The organism is Mesorhizobium sp. B2-8-1, from assembly GCF_006440955.1.
Lineage (GTDB): Bacteria > Pseudomonadota > Alphaproteobacteria > Rhizobiales > Rhizobiaceae > Mesorhizobium.
Window position 1 is genome coordinate 219,310 of sequence record NZ_VFTX01000002.1, and the last position, 24,905, is coordinate 244,214.

A 24,905-nucleotide genomic window follows, 5' to 3' on the forward strand; every position below is an offset into this window, starting at 1 on the left:
AGGACTGAACTTGGGAACGCCGCCCATGACGACCATTTACGAATTCGCGGTTGTCGAGGGCCAGGAATGGGTGCTTCCGGTCGACGAGGCCTACTACGAGGTCTTCTTCTCCCTTGACGGAACACCCCTCGAGAACTGGGACCCACCGGTCATGCGCCGCGTGTCGGAGGGCGACCCCCTCTATTCGGACTTCCCTTGGCTTGGCGAGCATGCGCCGCTTTTGCGCAAGCCTGCCGTCGACGCGCTGAAGGCATATCTGCTGCCCTATGGCCAGCTGATCCCGTTGCGCGGGGAAGAGGTCTGGCTTTTCAACGTGACCACCGTGATCGATGCGCTGGACGAGGAGCGGTCTGGAATCGTCTATTTTGATGACGGCGCCATTCTCGCGATCGAGCGATACGAATTCGATGCGGACAAGATCGGCACCGCCGAAATTTTCAAGCTGCCGATGCGCGCGTCCCCGGTGTTCGTCAACGACGCATTCGTCAATCGCGTGCGCGACGCCGGACTGCGGACGGTATCGTTCCAACCCAGGTGGCGCCGCATCGAAGCGTGACGTTTGACGACCCTGCGATGCCAACTAGATCAGGTTCTGTCCGCCATCGATGCGGATCGTCTCGCCGGTCGTGAATTCGCTTTCCATGAGGTAGAGATAGGCAGGGGCGACGTCGGCGGGCGTAGCGACCTTTCTCGCGGGCAGGCGGGCGGCTATGCCGGCGAAAAAACCGGATTTGGCCTCACCGACGAGTTCGTCCCACATCGGCGTGTCGACCCATCCCGGCGACACGATATTGACGCGCGTCGGGGCCAGCTCCAGCGCCAGCGCCCGGGCGAAATAGCTGAATGAACCGGCGATCGCGGAAACAACCGAGCCTCCGGGAACCGGCGGGCGGTCCTTGTTGATGCCTGATGTGAAGGTCATCGACCCTCCGGCTTTCAGCGTGCGCACGCCATGTTTGGCGAGCATCACGGCGCCGATCAGCTTGTTGTCGACGAAGCGCCGCACGTAGTCCATGTCGGTCTGGCCGATCGGGTCGTTGGGCGGCGGCGTGCCGGCCGTCGAGACGAGGTGGTCGAAGGCACCGGTTTCGTCGAACATCCGGGCAATGTCCGCTTCCTTCGTCATATCAGCCGAAAGGCTTCGCACGCGACCGCCTGGGCCGAGCGTCCGTTCCGCGGCCTTGAGCTTTTCGCCCGAGCGGCCGACGATCACCAGCTCCGCGCCGCGCTCCAGCGCGGCTGCCGCTACGCCGAGCCCTATGCCGGAACTGCCTCCGACGACAATAATTCTCTTGCCCTTGAGCGATGCCATGGGAACCTCCGTCTTCAGGATGGACTGCTGGATTACGCCTTGCCGGCGTGGGCCGCCTCAATGTCGGCGACAATGATCTTGCTCATCTTGTACATCGCCTGCCGCGCCCGCCCCGCCTTGTCGCGGTCCGGGTCGTTCATCAGGCGCAGCGCCGCTTCGGGGATCACCTGCCAGTAGACGCCGAATTTGTCCCTCAGCCAGCCGCAAGGCTTTTCAGCGCCGCCGCCCGCCGTCAGCGCGTTCCAGTAATAATCTGTCTCGGCCTGGTCCTTGGTCTCGATGTAGAGCGAGATCCGCTCATTGAACGGCGGCATCGAGCCGGCATTGAGCGCGGTGAAGCGCTGGCCCTCGAGCTCGAAGTCGAAGATCGCGTGCGGCACCGTTTTATTCGTGCCGCCGACGAAATCGGTGAATTCGATCGCCTCAAGCGCCCGGCCATTCTTGAACACAGACAGATAGAAGTCGCGCGCCTCTTCGGCGTTGAGATTGAACCAGAGGAAGGGGTGAACGGTAGCCATGCTGCTCTCGTGACGTTTGATCACAAATCCTGCGAGCATTCTGTCCAGCATGCGCTGGACAGACAATCCAAACTTTGGCAAGGATTTGTGATCAAATCTCACAGATTGGCCATGATCCGCAGACTTCCCCCACTCAACGCGCTGCCGGCCTTCGAGGCCGCCGCGCGGCATTTGAATTTCTCCAGGGCAGCCGACGAGCTCAACGTCACGCACGGCGCCGTCAGCCGGGCGATCAAGCACCTTGAGGAACAGCTCGGCGTGCTTCTGTTCGAGCGCGCGACGCGCTCGGTGCGCCTCACCGCCGTGGGCGAGCCCTATGCGAGGGCGGTCCACGAGATGCTCGACCAGCTTGCGGCCGCCACCCAATCGGCGACGGCCGCCCATTCGGGCTCGACATTGAACGTCTCCACCTCCGACGGCTTCGCGGGAAAATGGCTGGTGCCGCGGCTCTATCGCTTTCATCGCGCGCATGGCGACATCGACGTCAGGATTTCGACGACGGGCAGGTTGACCAATTTCCTTGGCGACGGCATCGACGTCGCCATCCGCTATGGCGCCGGAAACTATCCGGGTCTCACATCGGAATTCCTCACTGGCGAGGAGGTGTTTCCAGTGTGTAGCCCGAGGCTCATGCAGGGCGCCTGGCCGCTGGAGAAGCCCGACGATCTCAGGCACCACACGCTGATCCATGATGGTTTCCCGATCGGCTGGGCGGCCTGGCTGTCCAGCGCGGGAGTGGAAGGCGTGGATCCGCGGAGCGGGATTACCTTCGATTCCGCCACTTTCGCCGTCGAATCGGCCGTGCAAGGTGAAGGCGTGGTACTTGGCCGGACCATGCTCGTGGCGGCCGACCTCGCCACCGGAAGGCTTGTCCGCCCTTTCGGCCACGCGCTGAAATCGGTTTCCAGCTTCTACCTGGTCTACCCTCCGGACGCGGTCCGACGGCGCAAGGTGAAGGCTTTTCGCGATTGGCTCTTTTCGGAAATGACGGCGTAGCGTTCCACGGCCGCTTCCGGAGAGTAGCCTCTGTGCTTATCCCCTCAGCCCCGGTGCCTCCTGCCCGGTGCGCTCGACATATTCGGTGTAGCCGCCGCCATAGGTGTGGATGCCATCCGGCGTCAGTTCCAGCACGCGATTGGACAGCGCCGCGAGGAAATGGCGGTCGTGCGAGACGAACAACATGGTGCCCTCATACTGCGACAGCGCCTCGATCAGCATCTGCTTGGTGACGATGTCGAGATGGTTGGTCGGCTCGTCCAGCACCAGGAGGTTGGGCGGGTCGAACAGCATCAGCGCCATCACCAGCCGCGCCTTTTCGCCGCCCGAAAGCACCCGGCACTTCTTCTCGATCTCGTCGCCGGAAAAACCGAAGCAGCCGGCAAGCGCCCGAAGCGGCGCCTGGCCGGCCTGCGGAAAATTGTCCTCCAGCGTCTGGAACACGGTGCGCTCGCCGTCGAGCAGTTCCATGGCATGCTGGGCGAAATAGCCCATTTTCACGCTAGGCCCGCGCGCCACCGAACCCTGGTCGGGATCTGAGGCTCCGGCCACCAACTTCAACAACGTCGACTTGCCCGCGCCATTGACGCCCATGATGCACCAGCGCTCGCGGCGGCGGACCTGGAAGTCGAGCCCTTCGTAGATCGAACGGCTGCCATAGGCCTTGTGGACGTTCTTCAATGTCACGACGTCCTCGCCGCAGCGCGGCGCCGGCTGGAACTCGAAATTCACCGTTTGGCGGCGCTTCGGCGGCTCGACGCGATCGATCTTGTCGAGCTTCTTCACCCGGCTCTGCACCTGGGCCGCATGCGACGCGCGCGCCTTGAACCGTTCGATAAAGGCGATCTCCTTGGCCAGCATCGCCTGCTGGCGCTCGAACTGCGCCTGCTGCTGCTTGTCCGCGATCGCGCGCTGCTGCTGGTAGAATTCGTAATTGCCGGAATAGGCGGTGAGCGAACCGCCATCGATCTCCACCACCTTGTTGACGATGCGGTTCATGAACTCGCGGTCATGCGAGGTCATCAGGAGCGCGCCGTCATAATTCTTCAGGAACTGCTCGAGCCAGATCAGGCTTTCCAGGTCGAGATGGTTGCTCGGCTCGTCGAGCAGCATGGCGTCGGGCCGCATCAGCAGAATGCGCGCCAGCGCCACGCGCATCTTCCAGCCGCCGGAGAGTTTTCCGACGTCACCGTCCATCATCTCCTGCGAGAAACCGAGACCGTCGAGCACTTCTCGCGCCCGGCCGTCGAGCGCATAGCCGTCGAGTTCCTCGAAGCGGTGCTGCGCCTCGCCATAGCGTTCGATGATCTCGTCCATCCGGTCCGCCTGGTCGGGATCAGCCATAGCCGCCTCCAGCGCCGCCATCTCGGCCGCCACTTCGCTCACCGGCCCGGCGCCGTTCATCACTTCGGCCACCGCGCTACGGCCGTCCATATCGCCGACATCCTGGCTGAAATAGCCGATCGTGACGCCGCGATCGACCTGCACCTGGCCCTCGTCGGGCTGTTCCTGCCCGGTGATCATGCGAAACAGTGTTGTCTTGCCAGCGCCGTTGGGGCCGACGAGCCCGACCTTTTCGCCTTTCTGCAAGGCGGCTGACGCCTCGATGAAGACAAGCTGACGGCCGTTCTGCTTGCCGATGTTTTCAAGTCTGATCATGAGTGGTCCGGGAGGCTGATGTGAGGGTGCGGGAGTTGCCCCGGCCCATACGCGAATGACAGCGGCGGGGAAAGAGGCAGAAGCGCCGCAGCGGGCGCAGCGCTCTTACGTCTTCCCACAGCGGAGGAGGGAGAAGCGCCCTCCAGACACACTTTAGAACAAGATTCAACGTCCGGGAAAAACTGGAGAAAAGCGGTGCTGCGATAACCACCCCCGCGGCGGCCGGAACCGCTCGCGGCGCAACGCAAAGGGATGGTCCTGAAAATGCAACGACGTCCGACCGGATGGATGAGTGCCCTGCTTGGCATTTCGTTTGCCATCAATGCGGTCGCATCGCAAGCACGCCAGCAGGCATGTGAAGAAGCCTGTACGCAAGCACAGCCACAAGCACGCCGTCAGGAAGCACAAGGCCGCGGCTTGATCTTCTCAAGCCCGAACAAGGAGATAGAACGGTATCTTGAATCCCTTGATCGTTTTTTCCTGACGTCGTCCCAGGGAAAAGCCGCCCTCGCGCAAGCGACGGCGGCTTTTCTTTTCGGACTGGGCTGAAGGCTTTCCTTCTCTGCTGCCGAGAAGGTAACGCGCTCACTGCAACTGCGGCTTCTTCAGGAAACTGTCGCGATCGGCGGATTTGACGCGCAGCCAGGTTTCACGGCCGTCGCGCAGGACCCGCATCGGGATCTCGGCGCCGGCCGAACCGCTCTCCCATAGCTTGCGATAGAAATCGGCCAGCCCGTCGACCGCGCCGTCTCGTATGTCGGAGATGACGTCGCCCTCGCGCAGGCCCGCCTTGGCGGCCGGACCGCCTTCGGTCACGCTCATCACCACCACCCGGCCGTCGCTTTCGGCCGAGAGGGCGCCGAGCCATGGCCGTGGCGGCCGCGCCACCTGGCCGCGCGTCAGGAGATCGTCGAGGATCGGCGGCAACAGGTCGATCGGCACCACCATGTTGATATCGGCGACCTCGCCGTTGCGGCTCATCTGCAGGCGCAGCGACCCGACGCCGAGCAGCGCGCCCTTTGCATCGAACAGCGCCGCGCCGCCCCAGGAAGGATGCGCCGGCGCGATGAAGATCGCTTCCTCGAGCAGGTATTCCCAATAGCCGGCGAATTCCTGCTTGGTGACGATCCTGGCCTGAACCGACTGGCCGATGCCATCGGCGAGCACCACGCTATCCCCGATCCTGGCCCTGCCGGCGTCGCCCAGCGCCACCGCAGGCAGGCCAAGCGGCGCCAGCGCCTGGACCAGGCCAAAGCCCGATTCCTGGTCGTAGGCCAGCGCATGCGCCGGCACGACGCGGCCGTCATGGGTCGTAAGCCACACCTCTTCCGCCTCGGTGATGAGATAGCCGATGGTCAGCACCAGCCCATTGTCGCGGATAACGACGCCGCTGCCTTCGCGCAGCGTGCCCAATGCCCCGGCAGTGAAGGCATCGTCTGGAATGGTGGCGCGCACCGCCACGACGGAGCGTCTGTTGGGATTGATGGGCATGCTCTTGTCCTGGACGGGCTTGGGGGTCACGTTCCTATAGGTATGGCACGCGAACCAAGGCGCAAGGGGTTGGGGGCATCCCCTCCATCCTTTCGAAGCCCGAAGGGAAGATGAGCGGCATGGTCATTGACAATAGTTCAACGCAAGTTGAACTTTCCCGTTTGCAGCCCTAGCTGTAGGTGCAACTGCCCAGTCCCGTTTCCAACCTGTCTCTCCCCCACAATACGAGGCCCTGCGATGACCGAATACACTCCGCCGAAAGTATGGACCTGGAACAAGCCGAGCGGCGGCGCCTTCGCCAGCATCAACCGCCCGATCGCCGGCCCGACGCATGACAAGGTGCTGCCGGTGGGCAAGCACCCGTTGCAGCTCTATTCGCTGGCGACGCCCAACGGCGTCAAGGTGACGATCATGCTGGAGGAATTGCTGGCGCTTGGCCACAAGGGCGCCGAATACGACGCCTGGCTGATCAGGATCAACGATGGCGACCAGTTCGGCAGCGGCTTCGTCGAGGTCAATCCGAACTCCAAGATCCCCGCACTGATGGACCGCAGCGGCGCCACGCCCATCCGCGTCTTCGAGTCCGGTTCGATCCTCACCTATCTCGCCGAAAAGTTCGGCGAGTTCCTGCCGACCGACCAGCCGGCGCGCGCCGAGACCCTGTCCTGGCTGTTCTGGCAGATGGGCTCTGCCCCTTATCTCGGCGGCGGCTTCGGTCATTTCTATGCGTACGCGCCGACCAAGATCGAATACGCCATCGACCGCTTTGCCATGGAAACCAAGCGCCAGCTCGACGTGCTCGACCGCCGCCTGGCCGAAACCGAATATCTTTCCGGCGCCGGCTACTCGATCGCCGACATGGCGGTCTGGCCCTGGTATGGCGGACTGGCGCTCGGCCGCATGTACAATGATTCCGGCGAGTTCCTTTCGGTGCAGGATTACAAGAGCGTGCAGCGGTGGGCGAAGGCGATCGACGAGCGCCCCGCGGTCAAGCGCGGACGCATGGTCAACCGCGCCTTCGGCGAACCCGCGATGCAGCTGCACGAACGCCACGACGCCAGCGATTTCGACACGAACACGCAGGACAAGCTCGCGGCTGAGTGAGCTGCGAGGGCGGGCAGCGGCGCTGCCCGCCCTCCGTTTGATTTTGCGAAAGCGTCGATGACGGCAACGTCTCACCTGGAGGCGTGGACATCACGCCGATCCGCTCCGCGCCGTTCAAGACGGCAATGCGTCTTCTTCTATCATCGTCCGACGTCAACAGCGGTCCTCTCACACAGGCCCCATAGAAATCTGTTGCGCAAATGCCGGCCGGGGCGCAACGTGTTGCCAGAAGATCGATGCAAGGGAGCAAATCGATCCTGCGGCGCGGCGTCCTTGTCGCGCAGGGCATGCCTAGGGTTGCCGCGGCGTCCTTTTTTGGCGCGAGCACGCGGCCTTGGTTTGGTCGGGGGAACAAATGACGCTCACGCTGATCGGGGCCGGCTTCGGGCGCACCGGTACATGGTCGACCTTCGTCGCGCTGAACAGGCTCGGCCTGCCCTGCTACCACATGCAGGAAGTGATCCTGAACAAGGCCAACAAGGGCCATCTCGATTTCTGGCGCAAGGTGGCCAACAGCCCGCCCGGCACGCAGCAGGACTGGAGCCGGGTATTCGGCAATTACAAGGCGACGGTCGACAATCCAGGCTGCTGCGTGTGGCGCGAACTGATGGCCGCCTATCCCGACGCCAAGGTGCTGCTCACCTTGCACCCGCGCGGCGCGGAAGCCTGGTACGAGAGCACCATCGACACGATCTACTTCACCGAGAATGTCTGGCAGTTCAAGATCCTGGAATGGCTGACGCCGTTCGGCCGGAAATTCGGCGACATGTCACGCAGGCTGATCTGGGGCCGCACGCTAGCCGGCGTCATGGGCAACCGCGCCAAGGCCGTGGAGCGCTACAACGCATATGTCGAGGAAGTGAAGGCGGCGGTGCCGCCGGAAAAGCTGCTGGTGTTCAAGGTCAGCGAAGGCTGGGCCCCGCTCTGCCACTTCCTCGACGTGGCGCAACCGAACGAGCCCTTCCCCAATCTCAACGACCGCGAGGCCATCAAGAAGATCATCGCCGACATCATCAAGGGCTCCTACATCATGCTGGCGCTAAGCGTGGCGGCCGTTATCGCGGTGATCGCGGCGCTATGGTGGTGGCTGGGGTAGTTGGGCGCCGTTCGTCGATCCCTCGGTGCAGCGGGAGCGAAGCGACGAAGGCTTTGCGATCCAGGCCACGCGATTGCGAAAAAGCGCTGCGGTCAAAACAAGGGCGTCGTTGTCGATACCGCCAAGCAGGCTGAATCGCGCGATCACCGCGTTAATTGGTGCCGCCGTCCGAGGACCGTCGTACCCGAATCTCGATACGCCGGCGTTCCCGAACATCGCCAACGTGGCTGCCGTCGGCGATAATGTCTCCCGGCATTACGAGCTGTGCCGCTGACAACGGAATGATCTTCACACTGCCCAGCCGTCCCGTCTGGATCAGCGCGTTCGCTACCGCGATAGCGCGCGAGAGCCCCAGCCCCGCATTGTCGGCCGGGGTCAAATCGCTGATAGCGCTGGCTCCGTTCATCGCCGAGATCGCAACCGCATCGAGGTTGGACGGCTTGGCCGGATTGATTTTCTGCTCATCCGTGTGACCGACGATCTCGACGACATCGACTTTGTAGCGTGTCAGCAAAGACAGAACGTCGTCCGTGACCTTGGTCTGCAAACGAGCCCGGAACGCGTCGGTGAGAGCAGCGCTGCCACGTTCAAATGTATAGCCGTCGTCGCTCAACGTTATCATCGGCGGCCACTGCATCGACGATTCAGCGTCCGCGCTCCTGTCGTTGGAGGCCGAGAGCGTCTTTTCAAGTCGGTCCAGCAGACGGGGGTCGGCGGCTTTGGCTTCGCTGATTTCGAGCAGCAATTTCCGCAGCGTCGGATCTGACGTCGGCGCGGCATCGATGCCCTTTTCCGTAAGCCCGTCGATCACCGCTTTGGCCGCAACGAGCTCGGTCCAGTTGGCTGGCGGCAAAGGAAGCGCCGCTTTTGGAAACAGCGCCTGCAGGCGCGCCAGTTCGGCACGCATGTCGGCAAGCTGGCCCACCGTGATGTCCAGGTTCGCGGAGGCCTGCAGCTCGGCGATCCTCTCATCTTTTCGCTGTGCGATGCTGGCCGAGACCAGAAGGAGGCAGAAAAGCAGAAGGAGGAGAAGCTCGGCCATTGTGAGCCCAAGCACCACGCCTCGGCGATGGCCGCGTTCCCCTTCGGCGATAAGCGAGGAAGGCATCTTCATCGACATCGTCCCACACTGACCATGCAACGCGCTTTAGCCGCCACGCCAGAGCCGTCTGAATAGACCCTGCCGCGTCGGCGCTCGATCATAACCCTCAAATGTCGCCGCAAGTTTGTCGAGCACATCGCTGGCCCGAAGCGCTTCCGCCGTGGACTGTTCCAGCCCGCGCCGAAGCTCCGCCACATCGCCAAGACGGGAAGAGAAATCGCTCATGGCGGTTTCGATCGCCCGCTGCAAACCGGCCACGACCGGCTCCAGCCGAACCTCGATGACCTTGTCGGGTGTCGACATGCCAGCGAGCTTGTCGGCCATCATCTGTGTCGCGGTCGCAATCTGCGTGCTGGCGCTGGTCAGGATGGCGTTGATATCGTGAACTGCCTTGGCTGTCTGGTCGATGCCGCCCCGCAGCTCCTTGGTGTCTATTCCGCTCTGCATCGCCAGCGAGGATGCCCTGATGTGCTCGGAAGCTTCCTTGGCGAGCAGGTCCAGAGACTGGACCAGGGATTTCGCCGAGGTTTCCACTTGCGTTCGTATCTCGTGATAGCCCTCTTGCAGCATCTGCTGGTTGGAGCGTTGGAAATGGTTCATCTCGCTCAGGATGCCATCGAGTTCCCGGCGCACCTTGCGGGATGCTTCTGCGAGCTCGAGACGTGACACGCGTTCCACTTCCATGGGGTCGCGTCGGAGCTGATTGAAGACGATGCGAAATGCAATGCCGGCGATGGTGGAGGCAACCGCGATGCCGAAATTGCGCACGATCTCGTCGACTGCGCCACCGCCTCCATACTGGTAAAGCGAAACGGCGAGGCTGGTGAGCGTGAAGATGAAGCCCATATAGTAGAAGTTGTCCCCGGTTTGGTCGTCGCGCAGCCGGAGCCCGCGCGCGATCATGATCATCGCCGCGTAGCCCATCATCAGCGCGATCGGCACGAAGGTAACGACGAATGCCGACACGGAAAGCGATTTGGCCACGACTATGTAGGCGGCGCCCAGGCCGGTAAAAACGATAAAGACCAGTGGCGCCGCAGCGTCCAACTGCCGGCTGGCCACGCGCGGCCGCCTCACCCTTCAACTCCTTGCAACGACTTGGCAGAGCTGAAAACGCCGTGATTGTAATCAATCCACTGCTGCCAGAATGCCATCAACGCGACGCTGTCGACGGGCGACTTCGCCCGGCGTATGAGCCAGATCGACACATCGCTGCCAGCGAGATCCGTAGCGAAGCGGTTTGCCGCGGGCGACTTTTTGAAGGCATCGAAATCTGTGGCGCCGCGGTAGTGAGAGAAGAATTCGGTATTCTCGAACATGTCCGAAACGACAATCAGCCGCGAGGGGACCGCACGCGTTTTCTGGGCGACCAGATGGCTGACGGCTATCGACTGAATGCCGGCCATGATCGGCGAGCTGTCGGCCTTGTTTGCCTCGACCGCTTTTTCAAGCGCAACCAGCAGCGGCTGGCCGAATCCCGCTTGCCAACGCTCTCGCGCCAGCGCCGCATTGCCGGTGAAAGCACTGAGGTCGCCGCCATTGCCGGGGTTGCACAGCGAGAAGAGTTCTTTCGTATAGGGTACCGCTGATGTAAGGGCCCTGATCTCGAGCAAGCCACCGCGCTGGATGCCGGAGGCGGTATCGCGCAGCAGGGTCTGGATGTTCAGTTTGGTGACGTCAGCGATTGCATCCGTGGTATCGATCAGGATGATGGTTTGCGACGCAGCTCCGACGACCGGGCAAAGCCGATCGTCAAGTTCGACGAGTTGCGAGCGCGCCGAGACATAGACGTAGGTAAAGCCTATCGCGGCGGCAATGAGGCCGAGCGCGAATAGAATAATCCAGCCCCAGTTGACAAGGTTGGAAGGCGAGCGCCGGGACCGTCGACCGCTCATTGGGCTTCAGGCACCAGCACATCCAGTTCGCGATACTGCTTCAACGCAGCCTCGAACTGTTCACCCAGGGCGACCAGCATCTTGTCGAGGTCGCCTTGCGCATCCTTGATGGAAGCTTGCAATTCGTCGCTGTTCCATTCCCCGTCGCGGAAATACTGGACGCCGATGCGGCCGAGTTGGTATGGCCGCGAAAAGCGCTCCGGCGCGGGTGTCGTGCGTACAGCGATATTGGCGTCCCTGTAGATTCGGAACAGGCTGTTTGCCGCACGTTCAAGCTGAGCTTGGTGGGCGTCGAACAGCCCAACCAACCGAGAGCGATGGGCCACGATCGCATCGTGTTCTGTCCGCTGCTTGCTGAGGTCGGCGCGCGCATCGGCGAGTTCGTCCTCATAACCACTGCGAACATCGGAAAGCTCGCCGATCAGGCCTTGCCGCTTGTTTCGATAATTTGCCCGCGCCTCGTCAAGCCGGTGATCAACCGTGGCGTAGCCTGGATAAGTGTCACGCATGCTGAGCCCATCGATCAGGGCAAAGAGTGAAAACATCACACCGAGGAAGAAGAGTATCCAGGAGCGAAATTCGTTCAGCGCGAATGGCGCGCTTAGCAAGCGTCGCATCACCTCGTCGCCATTGGTCGCGATCGTTCCGGCAACCTCGCGGTAATGCGCCAGACCAAGATTGATGGCAATCGCTGCGCCGATATAGGCCGCGATGGCGAGAATGCCGACAAACTTACGGAAAATCGAGCGATGCGCGATCTCGCGCACGCCATAGAGGGCGAACATCAGCGCGACGCCGACATTGAGAATCGCGAAGATCAGCGCCTCGACGATGCCGCCGACCAGCCCGAGCTCGTTTCGCTTTGCAAGCAGTTCGCCATTGATGACGAGCTCTGCCATCACCAGCGCCACCACAAAGAGCCATTTCAACGTCGTACCGATGGCGGTGGTCTTCTTGCAGGGCCGGCGAAGCCCGTTCTGATCCTTGAAATCACGATGCCAGGACTCTGCCTCCTTCAGATCGCGCCGCAGCCCATGCAGATCATCGATCCCCATCTGCAATTCGGCTTTCAAGTCGGAGAGACCAGCCGTGGATGCCGCTTTTATATTGGCAAAGCGCGATTCAAAGTCGAGGTCGATGAGACGCTGCCTGAACCCCGCAAGTTGGTTCTCAAGATGATCGTGGGATTGTTTCTGGGCGGCTCCGACCAATTCGATGACATCGTTTTCAACGGCATCGTAAGGTAGGTCGTCGCTTTGAGGCAGATTCTCCCTGCCCCGCTTCTCGCCTTTCTCCGCAAGCCGCATATCTGTTGCAATGCGCTGGACGTCAATGTCGGGGAATGACTCTGTCGTCGGCCTATAGGCATGCGGCGGCCGCAACAGCCGTTGCTTGAGCTTTTCCAGTGACCCGAACATTCCACCCCACGTACACTCTTCCGACCACCCGTACCGAGGCTAGCGGTAAGCTTCGGATTCTTCAACGAGTTTCGCCCAATCGAAAGTGGAGCTTTTGCGGACGCAAAAGCACGGCAATTCCATCAGAATGACTGTCTACTGCTAGGGAGCCGTATTTTACTCTGCGCCGTATACTGTATGGTCGCTGTCGCCGAAGGGCGGAGAAAAAGAGAGCGGGCATTCTGCTTCGTCAAACGCCGCCCCTCACCGCAACTCCACCCACACCGGCGCGTGGTCGCTGGCGCCGTCCTCACCGCGCACGTCGCGGTCGATGCCGGCAGCCTTGAGCTTGCGGGCGAGCTTCTTCGACAGGAGGATATGGTCGAGCCGCAAGCCCGCATCGCGCGGCCAGCGGTTCCGCCGGTAATCCCAGAAGGTGTAGAGCGTCTCTTTGGGGTAGACCTTGCGCAGTGCGTCCGTCCAGCCTTGCTCGATGAGCGCGGCAAAGGCTGCCCGGCTTTCCGGCTGTACCAGCGCGTTATCGTCGTAGGAGCGCGTGGCATAGATATCGCGCGGCTCGGGCACGATGTTGTAGTCGCCCGCCAGCACCACCGGCAGACCGGTGTCGAGCAGTTGTGCCGCATGCGCGGCGAACCTGTCATGCCAGGCGAGCTTGTACTGGAATTTCGGCCCCGGCTGCGGGTTGCCGTTCGGCGCGTACAGGCAGCCGATGACGATTCCGTTCACCGCCGCCTCGATGTAGCGGCTCTGCCTGTCGGCATCGTCGCCGGGCAGCACATCGCGCGTCAGCACCGGCTCGGCGCCCCGCGCCAGTATGGCGACGCCGTTCCAGGTCGGCTCCCCCTTCCACACCGCGCCGTAGCCGGCATCGGCCAGGGCAGTGCGCGGAAACTGCATATCGCGCGCCTTCAACTCCTGCAGGCAGACGACATCGGGTCTTGCCGCCGCCAGCCAGGTCAGCAGATTCTTCAGTCGGCTGTTGACGTTATTGATGTTGAAGGAGGCGATTTTCATCGGCGGGTCAAGAGACGAGCTTGCCCGTCCAAGCCTTCACCGTTTCGGCCAGCGTCTTCAGATGATCGGCGGTCGAAAACCCTGAGATGCTCTTGCGCGGCTTCAGATCGTGATCGCCATCCTCCAACCATACGATCTCGATGCTGTCGGAGAGCCCATAGCCGGCAACCTCGTCGGGCGTGCCGAACTCGTCGCGCGTGCCCTGGAAGATCAGCGTCGGTATCGTCAACCCGGCCAGATGCTTGGTCCGCAACTGCTCGGGCTTGCCGGGCGGGTGGAAGGGATAGCCGAGGCAAAGCAGGCCCGAGATTTCGCCCCTGGCAAACATCTCGTCCGCCACCATCGAGGCGACGCGACCGCCCATCGATTTGCCGCCGATGATCAACGTCCCGGTCACGCCCCTCGCCCTGAGGTCGGCGATCGCCTTGATGTATTCCGGGTTCACTGTCTCGGCGCGCGGCGGCGGCTTGCGGTGGCCATAGCGGCGGGACGCCATATAGTGGAACTCGAACCGCGCGACCTGAAAGCCTACTGCCGCCAGCGCCTTGGCGGTGGCGGTCATCGAAGGAGAATCCATCGACGCGCCGGCGCCATGCGCGAGCAGGATGGTGACGGGAGCTGTGTCGTCGCCGTCGAAGAGGAAGGTGGTCATGGAATAGGGCTCCCGTGGCTCGGCGTTGGTGACCCCTTCTCCCCTTGTGGGACCCGAAGGGCGGGCGAGACCGTTGGCTCGCCCCGGGGGTGGTCTCGCGAAGCTCGGCCGGATGACGGGTGTTCCAGGAAACGCAAACGCCTCATTCCGACACGCACCCCTCAACCGTCTCGGCGCTGCGCGCCGATCCACCTTCTCCCAAAACGGGAGAAGGAAAGAGCTTTACCCCGCCGATTTCGCCAGCTGCATGTCCACGAACTGCACGCCCCTGGCCGCAACGCCGGCCCATTCGGACTCGGCATCGAGTTCCAGATAGCGCGCCCAGAGCCGCCGCGCCTCGAGCAGTTCGCCGGCGTCGAATTCGAGCCGGGCGAGATTGAAAACCGGATCGGCGTAATTGCCGTCGAGTGCGATCGCCTTTCGCAAGTGCCTTCGCGCCGACGCCGTCTTGCCCTCCTCGCTCATCAGCCCGGCGAGATTGAACCAGGCCTCGACGAAAGCCGGATCGAGTTTGATCGCGCGGGCATAGTCGTGGGCCGCTTCCGCCGCGTGGCCGCCGGCGCGCAGGCAGTTGGCGCGGTTGAAGGCGGCGATCGCGTCGCCTGGATCGATGGCAAGGCAGCGCTGGTAGAGCGCGGCGGCACCATCATGGTCGCCGCCCTCCTCCGCCGCTTCGGCCTCGGCGAACAGCTCTTCCAGCGGATTGTCGTCGGAGGCGCCGAGATCGAACAGCAATTGCCCGTCGAGCTCGCTCTCGCCGCCATCCAGATAGATCGTATCGGGCCGTCCGGATGCCGAGCCGACCGCGAGCGACTTGGCGGTGAGCGAAGCCACCGGGCCGGAACGATGCACCGAGCGCGCGATGGCGCCCCATGTCGCGCCACCGGCGACCAGCCCGGCATATTTGCGCGCCAGGATCAGGTCGCGGAAGGAATAGGGTTCCGCGTCATGTTCGAAGGCATCGAACAGCGACAGGAGATCGAGGTCGGCGCCGGACAGTCGCGACTGATCGATCAGCGATTGCCGCGACAGGGAGGAGGCCTCAGGCGCCTTCATCAGTCCGAGCAGGCGCAGAAAACCGTTCTCGCTGAGCAATGCACGCCCGGCGCCGCGCTCGGCGGCGACGCGGCGTTCGATCTCGGCATCGCCGGTCTTCGTGAGCCCGGTTTTGACCAGCCCAGCCTTGACCAGCAGACCGCGACCGAACACGACATGCGTGGTGCGCCGGACGACACCGCGCCTGAGTTCGCCATGCTGGCGCGCGACCTCGCGCGCCGCGAGCCTGAGCGGAAAGGCCGCCAGCGCACCGATCGTGCCGAATATGGCGCCGGCTGATGCCGTCACTTCTTGCTCTTGCCGACCGCCTTCAGCAGGTTGGCTTTCAGCGGATTCTCAGCAGCGCCGCCCGCGGCCGCCTTGGCCTTGGCGGCGGGCTTCTCGTCGGCCTTGCTCTTCGACTTGGCCGGCGGCTTCGACTGCGACTGCGACAGGCTCGCCTTCAGCGCATCCATCAAATTGATGACGTTGCCGCGCTCGGGTGCCGCCGCGATGATGGGCTTGTGGCCCTTCAGCTTCTCGCGGATCATCGCCATCAGCGCGATCTCGTAGCGATCCTCGTAGTTCTTCGGATCGAAGGTGGTTTCCTTCTGCTTGATCAGCGCTTCGGCCAGTTGCAGCATTTCAGGATCCGGGTTGCCCGCAGGGATGTTGCCGAAATATTCAGCCGTGCCGCGCACTTCGTTCGGGTTCCTCAACGTACACACGAACATGCCGTTTTCGCGCGCGCCGATCGTCACCACGCGCTCGCGGCTGGACAGGACCAGCCGGGCGATCGCCAGCTTGCCGGATTTGCGCATGGCTTCGCGCAGCACGGCGAAAGTCTCCTCCGCCATCGCGCCGTCCGGCGCCATGTAATAGGGCGCGTCCTGGTAGATGACGTCGACCTCGTCCTCGTCGACGAAGGCCTCGATGTTCATCGTGTGGTTGGATTCGATGCGCACCGCCTCGAGGTCGCTATCGTCGATGATGATGTACTGCTTGTCCTCGTACTCGTAGCCCTTGACCAGGTCCGAACGCTCGACCAATCCGAGTTCCGGATCGACCGGCTTCATGTTGATGCGGTTGTGGGTCTTCTTGTGCAACTGGTTGAACGAGATGCGCTCGCTGGCGCTGGTGGCGGGGTATAGCCGCACCGGACAGCTCACCAGACTGAGCTTGAGGTAGCCTTTCCAACTTGCCCTGGGCGCCATGATGAACTCCTACGCGGCCATGCACTGAAACTTTTCGCAGCGCTTTCGTCCGAAGGACGAACAAGGCTGCGCAAATCCTACACCGACCCCGCACCTTACCGACAAATCCTGACGAAATGTTTTAGGACGCCGGAAGGGCCGCGAGTAGAGAATAATTCAAATTGTCAAAAGCGTCGATGGACTTGGGGTTCTTCGCCCTCGCGAAGCGGGGAGGAAACCAATCTATTTGAACGTAGGCAAATCCCGAGCAAACTCGTCGATCTCAGCCCACGGATCGCCCGACGTTTCCAAGAGTCCCGGCAGCGACGCATAGTTCAGGTCCTGCGGCGCGTCGATCGTCTCCAGATCCGCCCAGCTCACCGGTGTCGAGGCCGGCAGGTTGGTGCGGGCGCGCAGCGAATAGGGTGCGGCGGAGGTGTGGCCGCGCGCGTTGCGGTGATAGTCGATGAAGATGCGCTTCTTGCGGTTGTCCTTGCCCATTGTGGTGGTGAAGGTGTCCGGCGCGCTTGCCGCCAGATGCGCGGAAATAGCGCTGGTCGCCTGGTGCAGCGTCTTCCAGTTTTGCCTGGCGGTCACCGGAACGGTGATATGGATGCCCTTGCCGCCCGAGGTTTTGGCGAAGGGCACCAGCCCCAGCTCCTCCAGTTCGCCCTTGATGTGCACGGCGGCCTCCACCACTTCGCGCCAGGAGATCCCTTCGCCCGGATCGAGATCGAAGACGATCTGGTCGGGCCTGTCGAGGCTGGTGCGATGCGTACCCCAGGTGTGGAACTCGACCACGCCGAACTGCGCCAGCGCCAGATAGCCCTTTGCGCCCTCGACCGAGAGGTAGGATTTGGTCTCACCCTCGGAATTGGTCGCCTCGAAGGTGGCAACCGAAGGCGGCATGCCGGTGAAGGCATGGCGCTGGAAGAAGCAGTCCTTCGGCAGGCCGGTCGGGCAGCGCACCAGCGACACTGGACGCCCTAGAATATGCGGCAGCATGAAATCCCCGACCAGCGCGTAGTAGACGGCGATGTCGAGCTTGGTGGGCCCGGTCTTGCCGAACAGGCGCCTGGTCGGGTTGGTTACCCAGATCGTGGCGAGGTCAGCCTCCGCGATCAGCCGCTTGCGCTTGGCCGAAACCGGCGTCGAGAGGCCGACATCCCTGAGGCCGCGAAACACCGCATGGCGCAGAGCATTGTCCGCCGTGCGGTTGGCGTAATGGATATGGGCTGAAAACAGCGGCTTCACCCAATGCATCTCGCGCATGATTTCGCGCGGCGCGCCTTCGGGCGCCATGGCGCCTGATGTGAGCGGCTCCAGCCGGGCCAGAAGATCGGCCGCGGTCTCGGCGTCGAAGCCGGTGCCGACCTTGCCGCGATAGTGAAGCTCGCCGTCCTCGAATTCGGCAAGGCCAAGCGCCGCCAGCCCCTCGGCTGCATCCGAAACCGTGTAGCCGGCGATGACAAAATCGCCGGTTTGCAGCGCCTTGGTCTTGGTCCAGCTCTTCGTGCGGCCGCTCTGGTAAGTCGCGGTTGCGCGCTTGGAGACGACGCCTTCCAGGCCAAGCTCCGAGGCCTGGTCGTAAAGCCCCTGCCCGTCGCCGCCCACGTGATCGCTGTACTGGATCGCGGAGTTGGCGCGCAGGCCGGCGAGCAGTTCGGCCAGCAGCGCCTTGCGCCTTTCCAGCGGCGCCTTGCGCAAATCCCAGCCGTCGAGATGCAGGAGATCGAAGGCGTAGAAATGCAGCTTGCTGCCGGCGCCCTCCGCCAGCGCGTCCTGCAGAAGCGCGAAGCGGGAAATGCCCTTGCCGTCGAGCACGACGATCTCGCCGTCGATGATGGCCTCCCGGCACGGCAGCTTGGCGAAGGCATGCGGCAGATCGCCATAACGCTTGGTCCAGTCGATGCCGCCGCGGGTGATCAGCCTGACCTCGCCACCTGTCAGATGCGCCATGGTGCGGTAGCCGTCGAACTTGATCTCGTGCAGCCAGGACTCGCCGGTGCGGTCGCCAGGATCGTCACCGCCCGGCGGTTTCGGCACCTGTGTCGCCAGTTGCGGCTCTATGCGGGCGGCGGGCGAGGTCTTGACCGCGCCGGGCAAGGCGCCGGGCTTCAGCGTACCGGGCCTTGGCGCAGCCTTGGCCGGCGGCGGCGCCACCAGCTCCTCGATACGGCGGCCGGATTTCACGCTCTCCGGCCGCTCTTCGAGGATGTCGAGCGTGGGATTGGAAGCGAGATCGCGCTCCTTGAACAGAAGCCAATTCTTCTTGCCCTCCTCTTCGCCGGGCTTCGGCTTCAGCCTGGTCAACATCCAGCCGCCATTGAGCTTTTTCCCGGCCAGCCGGAACTTGAAGGCGCCGGTGCGCAAGCTCTTCTCGACATCGTCCATCGGCGCCCAGCTGCCCGTGTCCCAGACGATCATCGGCCCGCCGCCATACTCGCCTTCGGGAATGACGCCCTCGAAGTCGATATATTCGAGCGGATGGTCCTCGGTCTCGACCGCCAGCCTTTTGTCGGCCGGATTGAGCGAGGGTCCGCGCGGCACCGCCCAGCTCTTCAGCACGCCGCCGACCTCCAGGCGCAGATCGTAGTGGTCCGCCGTGGCATGGTGCTTGTGGACGACGAAGCGGTTGCCCTCCTCGGCGATCAACCCACCCGCCGGTTCCGGCGTCTTCGAGAATTCGCGTTTGGCGCGGTAAGGTTTGAGCTTGGAGGGCGTCGTCATGGCATCGACCGTCGCAAGCCAGCCAATTGCAACAACAGAGCGCCATGCCTGCTCGAACGGTCCGATGCGGCATGTATCAGGGTGACTAGCCGAAACGTCGCTGCCAACCAGTCACCACGCTCAATCGTCGGCCGCCGGCGTCAGTTCGAGCTCAGCGGGCGACAGGCCCTGCCGCAGCTGGCTCAAGCGGAATTCGTCGACCCAGTAGGCCTCGCCATCGACCAGCACGCGCGCCCTATAGGTGCCGCCTGAAAAACTCTGCGCGGTGATGTAGACCTTGTGGCGGTCGAGCGCCTTGCGCACCGCGGCACGCTTGGAGTTCTGGCTGTTCACGGCACTGGACATGCGCTTCGCCCTCGGTCGCCCTGACACGGAACTCGACCGCGCTTCGCGGTCCGGCGACTGGCGTCAAGGATGGCGGAGAGCGGCGCGGGTGTCAATTTCCTCGCCGCGGCGGCTTCCCTGCAAGACGCAAGCATAGCCGACGGCATCGGCTCGATTATGTCCGCGAACCTGTGGGCTGGAACAGTATGACATCTTGTTTGGCATATGCGCCGAGGCGGCTCGGCGCTTCTGCTTTCCGCATTGTTAACCTCGGCGCGCCTAGGAATAGGCGGGCTCCGGCCGCGGCGCCAATGCGTCAGAGCGGCGCGGGGATGGCGCGGCCATCCAGGAGAACAAGGTTCATGACCGCTTCCGTGCGAAGCAATGACTGTGAAGTGGCTGTTGTCGGCGCCGGGCCTTTCGGACTTGGCGTCGCCACGGCGCTCAGGGCAGCTGATGTAGACGTGCTTGCCTTTGGCAGCCCGATGGGCTTTTGGCGCGAGAACATGCCTCGGGGCATGCGGCTTCGCTCGCCCTGGCGCGCAACCTTTATCGGCAACCCGAACGGCTCGCTGTCCCTCGATTCCTACGCCAGCGGCCAGCGCGTCGAATTGCGCGAGCCATTGCTGCGGCAAGATTTCGTCGACTATGGAATGTGGGTTCAGGCTCAGGCGATTCCGGATCTCGACACGCGCATGGTGAGCCTTGTCGAACGGACCAATGCGGGATTCCGGCTGATCCTTGCCGATGGCGATGCGGTTCGCGCCGGCCGCGTCGTCGTCGCCATGGGCCTGAAGAACCAGGAACTGGTGCCCGCCGCCTTCACCGGCCTGCCCTCCGAATTGGTCAGCCATACCAGCGCGCACACCGGATTCGAAGCCTTTGCCGGCAAGCATGTCGCCGTCGTCGGGCGCGGACAAAGCGCCTGCGAATCCGCCGTCCTGCTGAGAAAGGCGGGAGCCGACGTCGAACTCGTCTGCCGAGGCGACATTCATTGGCTGGGCGCGCCGTCCAGCAGCCGGGGCCGCAATGTGCTAGGCGCCGCCGAGGAACTCCTGGCGTCGCCCTCGCGCGTCGGCCCCTTCCCGTTGTCCTGGCTGATCGAGGCGCCGGGTCTCGTGCATGGTTTGCCGGCGGCGGCGCGACGCTGGGTCAATGCGCGTGGCCTCAGGGCCGGCGCGTCGGGCTGGCTGCTGCCGGACTTCGGCGGCATCAAGGTCAAGGCCGGCCGCGTGATCGTCGGCGCCTCCGCCAGCAACTCCGGACTAGACTTGCGGTTCGAGAACGGCTCGACCGCTTACGATCACGTCCTTCTCGCGACCGGCTATCGCATAGACATCGGCAAGCTCGGGCTCTTCGCCCCCGATTTCCTCGATGCGATAGCCTGCCGTGACGGATCGCCTGTCCTTTCCACGGGACTGGAATCGAACATTCCCGGCCTGCATTTTGTCGGCGCCAGCGCGGTCGCGAGTTTTGGCCCGTTGATGCGTTTCACCGCCGCCACCCCGTATGCGGCGCAGGTCGTCACCCGTTTCATACGCACTGCCAGAAGCAAGGGGCAGAACGCACGGCGCTCCACCGTGAGACTGGGCGAAGCCTCGGTTCCCGCCGGCCCGAAGCCGCGTTGAGCATCGCGGGCCCCGCCATGTATCAGCGCGATCAGGCGGGGCTCTCGCCTGTCAAAGCGGAAGAGCTGGGCAACCGGCCGTGCCGGACAGCATGTGAGGATGTAGGCTTGGCGACGTCAGGCGCAGTGTTTCTTGGGGGCGCGCACGGCACGCTTGCCCTGGCGCGCAGCCTCGGCGCGCAAAAAGTGCCCCTCACCTACATCACCAATGATTCGCCGCTGCCGGGCTGGTCGCGATTTGTCGGAGCCACCATCCGCTGGCCCGGCCCAAACGATGAGCGGGCACTGCCGTTTCTGCTGGAAGCGGCGCCTAAACACCGGCTGGAGGGATGCCTCCTGATCCCGGCCGCCGATCCAGAGGTTCGCCTGGTCTCGGAAAACCTCGCCGCCCTGTCGGCGATCTATAAGATCTTGCTGCCTTCCTGGGATGCGTTGCAGTGGGTCTGCGACAAGCCTCTCCTCTACAGGCGGGCAACCGAGTTGCGGCTGTCCATTCCAAGGACCTATGACATCGCATCCATGGCGCAGGCCTCATCCCTGGACATGGTTTTTCCGGTCGTTCTCAAGCCTCACATGGGCGGCGGCAACACCCGCATCGCCAGGGCCAAGGTCGTCCAGGCCGACGACAGGGCCTCGTTTCTTGCCGCCTATCGCGACGCGGCCGAACAGGTCGGCGGCCAAAACGTCGTCGTGCAGGAGCGCGTGCCGGGCGGGGGAGAAAGCCAATTCTCTTACGCCGCGCTCTGGAACGAGGGCAAGCCGATCGCGGAGTTCACCGCGCGCCGCTCGCGGCAGTATCCGGTCGACTTCGGCTATACCAGCACCTTCGTCGAGATCGTCGACGAGCCCCGCGCCGTCGCTGCCGCGCGCACATTGCTGTCGTCGATCGGCCATAGCGGCCTGGTCGAGGTCGAATTCAAGCACGATTGTCGCGACGGCACGCTCAAGCTTCTCGACGTCAATCCGCGCCCCTGGTCGTGGTTCGGACTTTGCGCGCCTGCCGGCGTCGACCTGGGCGCGATGCTGTGGGAGACAGTGAACGGCCGGGCCACCGCAGCCGCTACCGCTCGCCCGGGAACGGCATGGATGTATCTGGCCCGCGACGCTGTTTCATCCGTGACGCTGATGCTGGGCGGCAGGCTTGGCATCGCGGCCTATGTCAACTCCTTCGCGACGGTTCGATCCTGGGCGGCGTTCGCCTCAAACGATCTGCTGCCGGGGCTGATCGAACTGCCGCTGACGGCATGGCGGGTGCTGACGAAACGGCTGCTGAACCCGGCCGGCCGCCGGCCCTGACAAAATCGCCCTTTATGATGGCCGGTAGTCGAAGATCGCGTAATCGATGGTCCGCACCGCGTCGAGGAAACGCGGCATGGGCGGCGTCACGCGTTGCTGGAAAGACCCGGCATCGCGGATGGCGGGCTTCGCCCATTCGATGGCCCTGTGGCTCGAACTGCCGTAAACGACGAGGCAGGGCCGCGGGTGCCGTTCCAGCGACGACATGAGATTGCCCAGCACGATTTCGAACACGTCCCTGGAAAAGGGATTGTAGAAATAGACCAGCAGCGGCGTCGGCGGGAACTCATACGTCGCGGCATCCGCTTCGATAACTGCAATCTGGCGGCATTTCTGGGCCGGGCTCTTGTATCGCTCGATGTTGCGCCGGGCGATTGCGACGAGCTCCCGCGCGAACTCCACACCGACAATCGCGGCGAACGGGTAGTGCGAGGCCAGCAGGAGCGTGCGCGACTTGCCCGAACCGATATCGATGAAGGTGTAGTCTGCAAGATCGTCCGTCAGCCTGTCCATGATGAAGGCGAAGGATCTGGGCGACGTGCAGACACATTCATTGCCCTGGTCCCGGTGCGGTCCGACGACATCGAGCGCGTCGAGCCGGATCGAACCCGCCGTATCGACGCCATTGTCGCGATCCCACTGGCGCGCCAGCCGGTCGGCAACGAGATGGCGGATGTTGCGTGCGACGAAGCGGCCGCTGTCACCGAGGCCATGCCGCCGGACGAGCCGGAACGGTTCGAGGATTCCTTGCTGCCGGACGAACCGCAGCGCCCTTGCGATGCGTCCCCTCGAGCGGTCCTGCAAATTGATGCTGTGCGTTTCACGGTTCATTGCGGATCGGCTCGGTTGCCTGTCAGCGCAAGCGGCGCAGGCCGCGCACCAGGCCTTGGCCCGCCTTGAGCAGCCGCGGTTTGGAGCGAATGAAAAGCTCGATCCGGCAGCGCAGCGAAATGTAGGCGGTAGCGCCCCATCCCCGCAGTGTCATCGACTGGCACAGTTCGGCCAGCACCGAACTGGTGGCGCCGATGTGCTCCTTATAACCCTGGCTGCCGACCGAAAGGTCGAAATAGTCGAACCCGTGCCCGCCCCCCCACATCATTAGCTTGCCAAATGTCGTCAGTCCCGGCGGGGCAACGGCATTCTGGTCGATCCCGAGCAACAGGGTATGCAGCGTGCCTTTCCTGACCAGCACATAGATGACGGCGAGCCAGGCTTCCCCTCCGCGCAATCCGAAGATGCGCACCGAGCCGTCGGAAAGGCCATGCAGCGCGGCAACTCGGTAGAAGTCGACGACGGGTTCCTGCGTCAAGAGGTCGAAACGGCCGAGCTCGCGAAACCGCTTCAGTCGCAGTTCAAGGAGCGTGTCAAAGAGCGTTTCCGTAAGCGCCGGCGTGTCGGCCTCGACCAGGCTCAGGCCACCGAGCTTTTCGAGGCGGCGGCAATGCTTGTGAAAGCTCTTGGCGAAGGAGGGCCTGCAGATGCGCTTGATGAGCGTTTCCGGTTCGCCGTGCAGGACAAGGCCGGAGGTGATCTGGAGAGAATCGTGCGCCGCCGAAAGCAGCGCCAGAGGATTGGCGACTCGTTGGATCTGTTGCGGGATTCCCAAGATATGGATGCGATCCGCCGGTGGCAGCACGGCGCGGACTGCCGCCCATGCGGCGTCGGCGCCTTGCCTGGTCCATGCCCTGTCATCCGCCAGCAGCGGTGCCGAATAATCGCAGACGCCGCAGCTCAACCATTCGATCAGGGAGTGGCCCAGCGCCCGGCGCCGCATCAGCGGCAAAAGCATGACCGGCGCGCCCGTGGCGGCGTCCTTGACCTCGACGACAAGCAGTTCCGCGCCTTTGGGCATCAGCCGTTTGGCGATCCCCTCGACCCACGCATAATGCTGATGCGCGGTGCACACGCCATCGGCCTGAAATCGCAGCCAGAGCGGCTTTACAGTGTCGAGGCTGGTGTGCAGCCGGGCTTTGAAGCGCGCGGCTGTACCGGCGCTGGCGGCAGTCGGGGACAATAACCCGTCGGATAGATCCGTCTTGGGAGCCGTTCCCGTGGCTTGCCACATGCTTCTCCTGTCCTCCCGGCCGGCCATAAACATCGTCCACGCAAGCAGTGTAAACCCCGCCAACTCAGGACCGCCCCGGGCAGCCGTGCGTTGGAGCGCACGAAAGCCATGGTTGCGGACCAATGGCAGCGCTTGCGATACCCACGCATCCTAAACCGCGGCAAAGTTCGGTCAGGACCAGACCTTTGGCGCCATTATGTTCGTTGCTTTCGCCTACCGGCCGATGGCCGAACTAGTCGAACCTTTGCCCGCGTGCCCAGCTCGTCGACCTGCCATGAGGCCCGGTGAGACGTTGGGCACTTGCGCTCAGGTCGATCGCTAGCATCAAAGCATGAACGGTGCGTTGATGGACAATCAGAAATTGCACCGATCGGTCGT

General features: G+C 63.4%; 23 protein-coding genes. 7 read left to right on the plus strand and 16 right to left on the minus strand.

Translation table 11 applies throughout. The annotated features are described in order from the left end of the window. The first annotated feature begins 25 nt into the window (after positions 1-25). On the plus strand, positions 26-556 hold the full coding sequence (locus tag FJ428_RS05350; RefSeq protein ID WP_140499024.1) for a DUF1629 domain-containing protein: 531 nt from the start codon (positions 26-28) through the stop codon (positions 554-556). Between the two features lie 24 nt (positions 557-580). Here the strand turns inward: FJ428_RS05350 and FJ428_RS05355 are convergent, their stop codons facing one another. Both FJ428_RS05355 and FJ428_RS05360 read right to left on the minus strand, forming a co-directional pair. Continuing rightward, complete coding sequence (locus tag FJ428_RS05355) at positions 581-1,312, minus strand: SDR family oxidoreductase (protein ID WP_140499026.1); 732 nt, start codon at positions 1,310-1,312, stop codon at positions 581-583. 32 nt (positions 1,313-1,344) lie between these two features. Then, complete coding sequence (locus FJ428_RS05360; protein ID WP_140499028.1) at positions 1,345-1,830, minus strand: VOC family protein; 486 nt, start codon at positions 1,828-1,830, stop codon at positions 1,345-1,347. Positions 1,831-1,941: 111 nt separating this feature from the next. On the opposite strand from FJ428_RS05360, the gene gcvA reads away from it, so the two are divergent. Then, on the plus strand, positions 1,942-2,826 hold the full coding sequence (gene gcvA, locus FJ428_RS05365; protein WP_140499030.1) for a transcriptional regulator GcvA: 885 nt from the start codon (positions 1,942-1,944) through the stop codon (positions 2,824-2,826). A 36-nt stretch (positions 2,827-2,862) separates the two neighbouring features. On the opposite strand, the gene FJ428_RS05370 is transcribed toward gcvA, so the two are convergent. Further along, a complete protein-coding gene (locus FJ428_RS05370) occupies positions 2,863-4,485 on the minus strand; it encodes an ABC-F family ATP-binding cassette domain-containing protein (RefSeq protein ID WP_140499032.1) in 1,623 nt (540 codons plus the stop codon). Between the two features lie 288 nt (positions 4,486-4,773). Between FJ428_RS05370 and FJ428_RS05375 the strand changes: the two genes are divergently transcribed. Next, positions 4,774-5,034: a hypothetical protein gene (locus tag FJ428_RS05375; RefSeq protein ID WP_140879041.1), complete on the plus strand. Its 261-nt coding sequence runs from the start codon at positions 4,774-4,776 to the stop codon at positions 5,032-5,034. 36 nt (positions 5,035-5,070) lie between these two features. Here the strand turns inward: FJ428_RS05375 and FJ428_RS05380 are convergent, their stop codons facing one another. Then, the gene (locus FJ428_RS05380; RefSeq protein WP_140663648.1) at positions 5,071-5,976 is read right to left on the minus strand and encodes a S1C family serine protease; all 906 of its coding nucleotides are present in this window, start codon (positions 5,974-5,976) and stop codon (positions 5,071-5,073) included. A gap of 237 nt (positions 5,977-6,213) precedes the next feature. Between FJ428_RS05380 and yghU the strand changes: the two genes are divergently transcribed. Continuing rightward, positions 6,214-7,080: a glutathione-dependent disulfide-bond oxidoreductase gene (yghU, locus tag FJ428_RS05385; protein WP_140879042.1), complete on the plus strand. Its 867-nt coding sequence runs from the start codon at positions 6,214-6,216 to the stop codon at positions 7,078-7,080. Between the two features lie 355 nt (positions 7,081-7,435). Continuing rightward, complete coding sequence (locus FJ428_RS05390) at positions 7,436-8,176, plus strand: sulfotransferase family protein (protein ID WP_140499042.1); 741 nt, start codon at positions 7,436-7,438, stop codon at positions 8,174-8,176. A gap of 151 nt (positions 8,177-8,327) precedes the next feature. On the opposite strand, the gene FJ428_RS05395 is transcribed toward FJ428_RS05390, so the two are convergent. The 10 genes from FJ428_RS05395 to FJ428_RS05440 form a co-directional block, all read right to left on the minus strand. Further along, a complete protein-coding gene (locus FJ428_RS05395; protein WP_181167220.1) occupies positions 8,328-9,290 on the minus strand; it encodes a hypothetical protein in 963 nt (320 codons plus the stop codon). A gap of 33 nt (positions 9,291-9,323) precedes the next feature. Next, on the minus strand, positions 9,324-10,355 hold the full coding sequence (locus FJ428_RS05400) for a hypothetical protein (protein WP_140499046.1): 1,032 nt from the start codon (positions 10,353-10,355) through the stop codon (positions 9,324-9,326). Next, a complete protein-coding gene (locus tag FJ428_RS05405) occupies positions 10,352-11,173 on the minus strand; it encodes a hypothetical protein (protein WP_140499048.1) in 822 nt (273 codons plus the stop codon). Before FJ428_RS05405 ends, FJ428_RS05400 begins: the two co-directional genes overlap by 4 nt. Then, entirely contained in the window at positions 11,170-12,591 is a 1,422-nt protein-coding gene (locus FJ428_RS05410; protein ID WP_140671033.1) for a hypothetical protein, read from the minus strand. The genes FJ428_RS05405 and FJ428_RS05410 overlap by 4 nt, the downstream gene beginning before the upstream one ends. 243 nt (positions 12,592-12,834) lie before the next feature. Continuing rightward, complete coding sequence (locus tag FJ428_RS05415) at positions 12,835-13,605, minus strand: exodeoxyribonuclease III (RefSeq protein WP_140622913.1); 771 nt, start codon at positions 13,603-13,605, stop codon at positions 12,835-12,837. A 7-nt stretch (positions 13,606-13,612) separates the two neighbouring features. Beyond that, positions 13,613-14,257 (minus strand): alpha/beta family hydrolase, encoded by a 645-nt coding sequence (locus FJ428_RS05420; RefSeq protein ID WP_140565353.1) that lies wholly within the window; start codon positions 14,255-14,257, stop codon positions 13,613-13,615. A gap of 222 nt (positions 14,258-14,479) precedes the next feature. Continuing rightward, positions 14,480-15,601: a tetratricopeptide repeat protein gene (locus FJ428_RS05425; RefSeq protein WP_140879043.1), complete on the minus strand. Its 1,122-nt coding sequence runs from the start codon at positions 15,599-15,601 to the stop codon at positions 14,480-14,482. Further along, positions 15,598-16,506, minus strand: coding sequence for a Ku protein (locus FJ428_RS05430; RefSeq protein ID WP_140879044.1), 909 nt, complete (start codon positions 16,504-16,506; stop codon positions 15,598-15,600). Before FJ428_RS05430 ends, FJ428_RS05425 begins: the two co-directional genes overlap by 4 nt. 222 nt (positions 16,507-16,728) lie before the next feature. After that, entirely contained in the window at positions 16,729-19,215 is a 2,487-nt protein-coding gene (gene ligD, locus FJ428_RS05435) for a DNA ligase D (protein ID WP_140879045.1), read from the minus strand. 120 nt (positions 19,216-19,335) lie between these two features. Next, positions 19,336-19,560 carry a hypothetical protein gene (locus FJ428_RS05440; RefSeq protein ID WP_140499061.1) on the minus strand — a complete coding sequence of 75 codons (225 nt, stop codon included), beginning with the start codon at positions 19,558-19,560 and terminating at the stop codon, positions 19,336-19,338. Between the two features lie 341 nt (positions 19,561-19,901). Here FJ428_RS05440 and FJ428_RS05445 point away from each other — a divergent pair, with 341 nt between their 5' ends. Beyond that, complete coding sequence (locus tag FJ428_RS05445) at positions 19,902-21,167, plus strand: NAD(P)/FAD-dependent oxidoreductase (RefSeq protein ID WP_140759696.1); 1,266 nt, start codon at positions 19,902-19,904, stop codon at positions 21,165-21,167. 107 nt (positions 21,168-21,274) lie between these two features. Then, entirely contained in the window at positions 21,275-22,462 is a 1,188-nt protein-coding gene (locus FJ428_RS05450) for an ATP-grasp domain-containing protein (RefSeq protein ID WP_140582519.1), read from the plus strand. Positions 22,463-22,474: 12 nt separating this feature from the next. On the opposite strand, the gene FJ428_RS05455 is transcribed toward FJ428_RS05450, so the two are convergent. Both FJ428_RS05455 and FJ428_RS05460 read right to left on the minus strand, forming a co-directional pair. Next, the gene (locus tag FJ428_RS05455) at positions 22,475-23,293 is read right to left on the minus strand and encodes a class I SAM-dependent methyltransferase (RefSeq protein WP_140759693.1); all 819 of its coding nucleotides are present in this window, start codon (positions 23,291-23,293) and stop codon (positions 22,475-22,477) included. A gap of 22 nt (positions 23,294-23,315) precedes the next feature. After that, positions 23,316-24,527 (minus strand): GNAT family N-acetyltransferase, encoded by a 1,212-nt coding sequence (locus FJ428_RS05460; protein ID WP_140759690.1) that lies wholly within the window; start codon positions 24,525-24,527, stop codon positions 23,316-23,318. Positions 24,528-24,905: the final 378 nt, after the last annotated feature.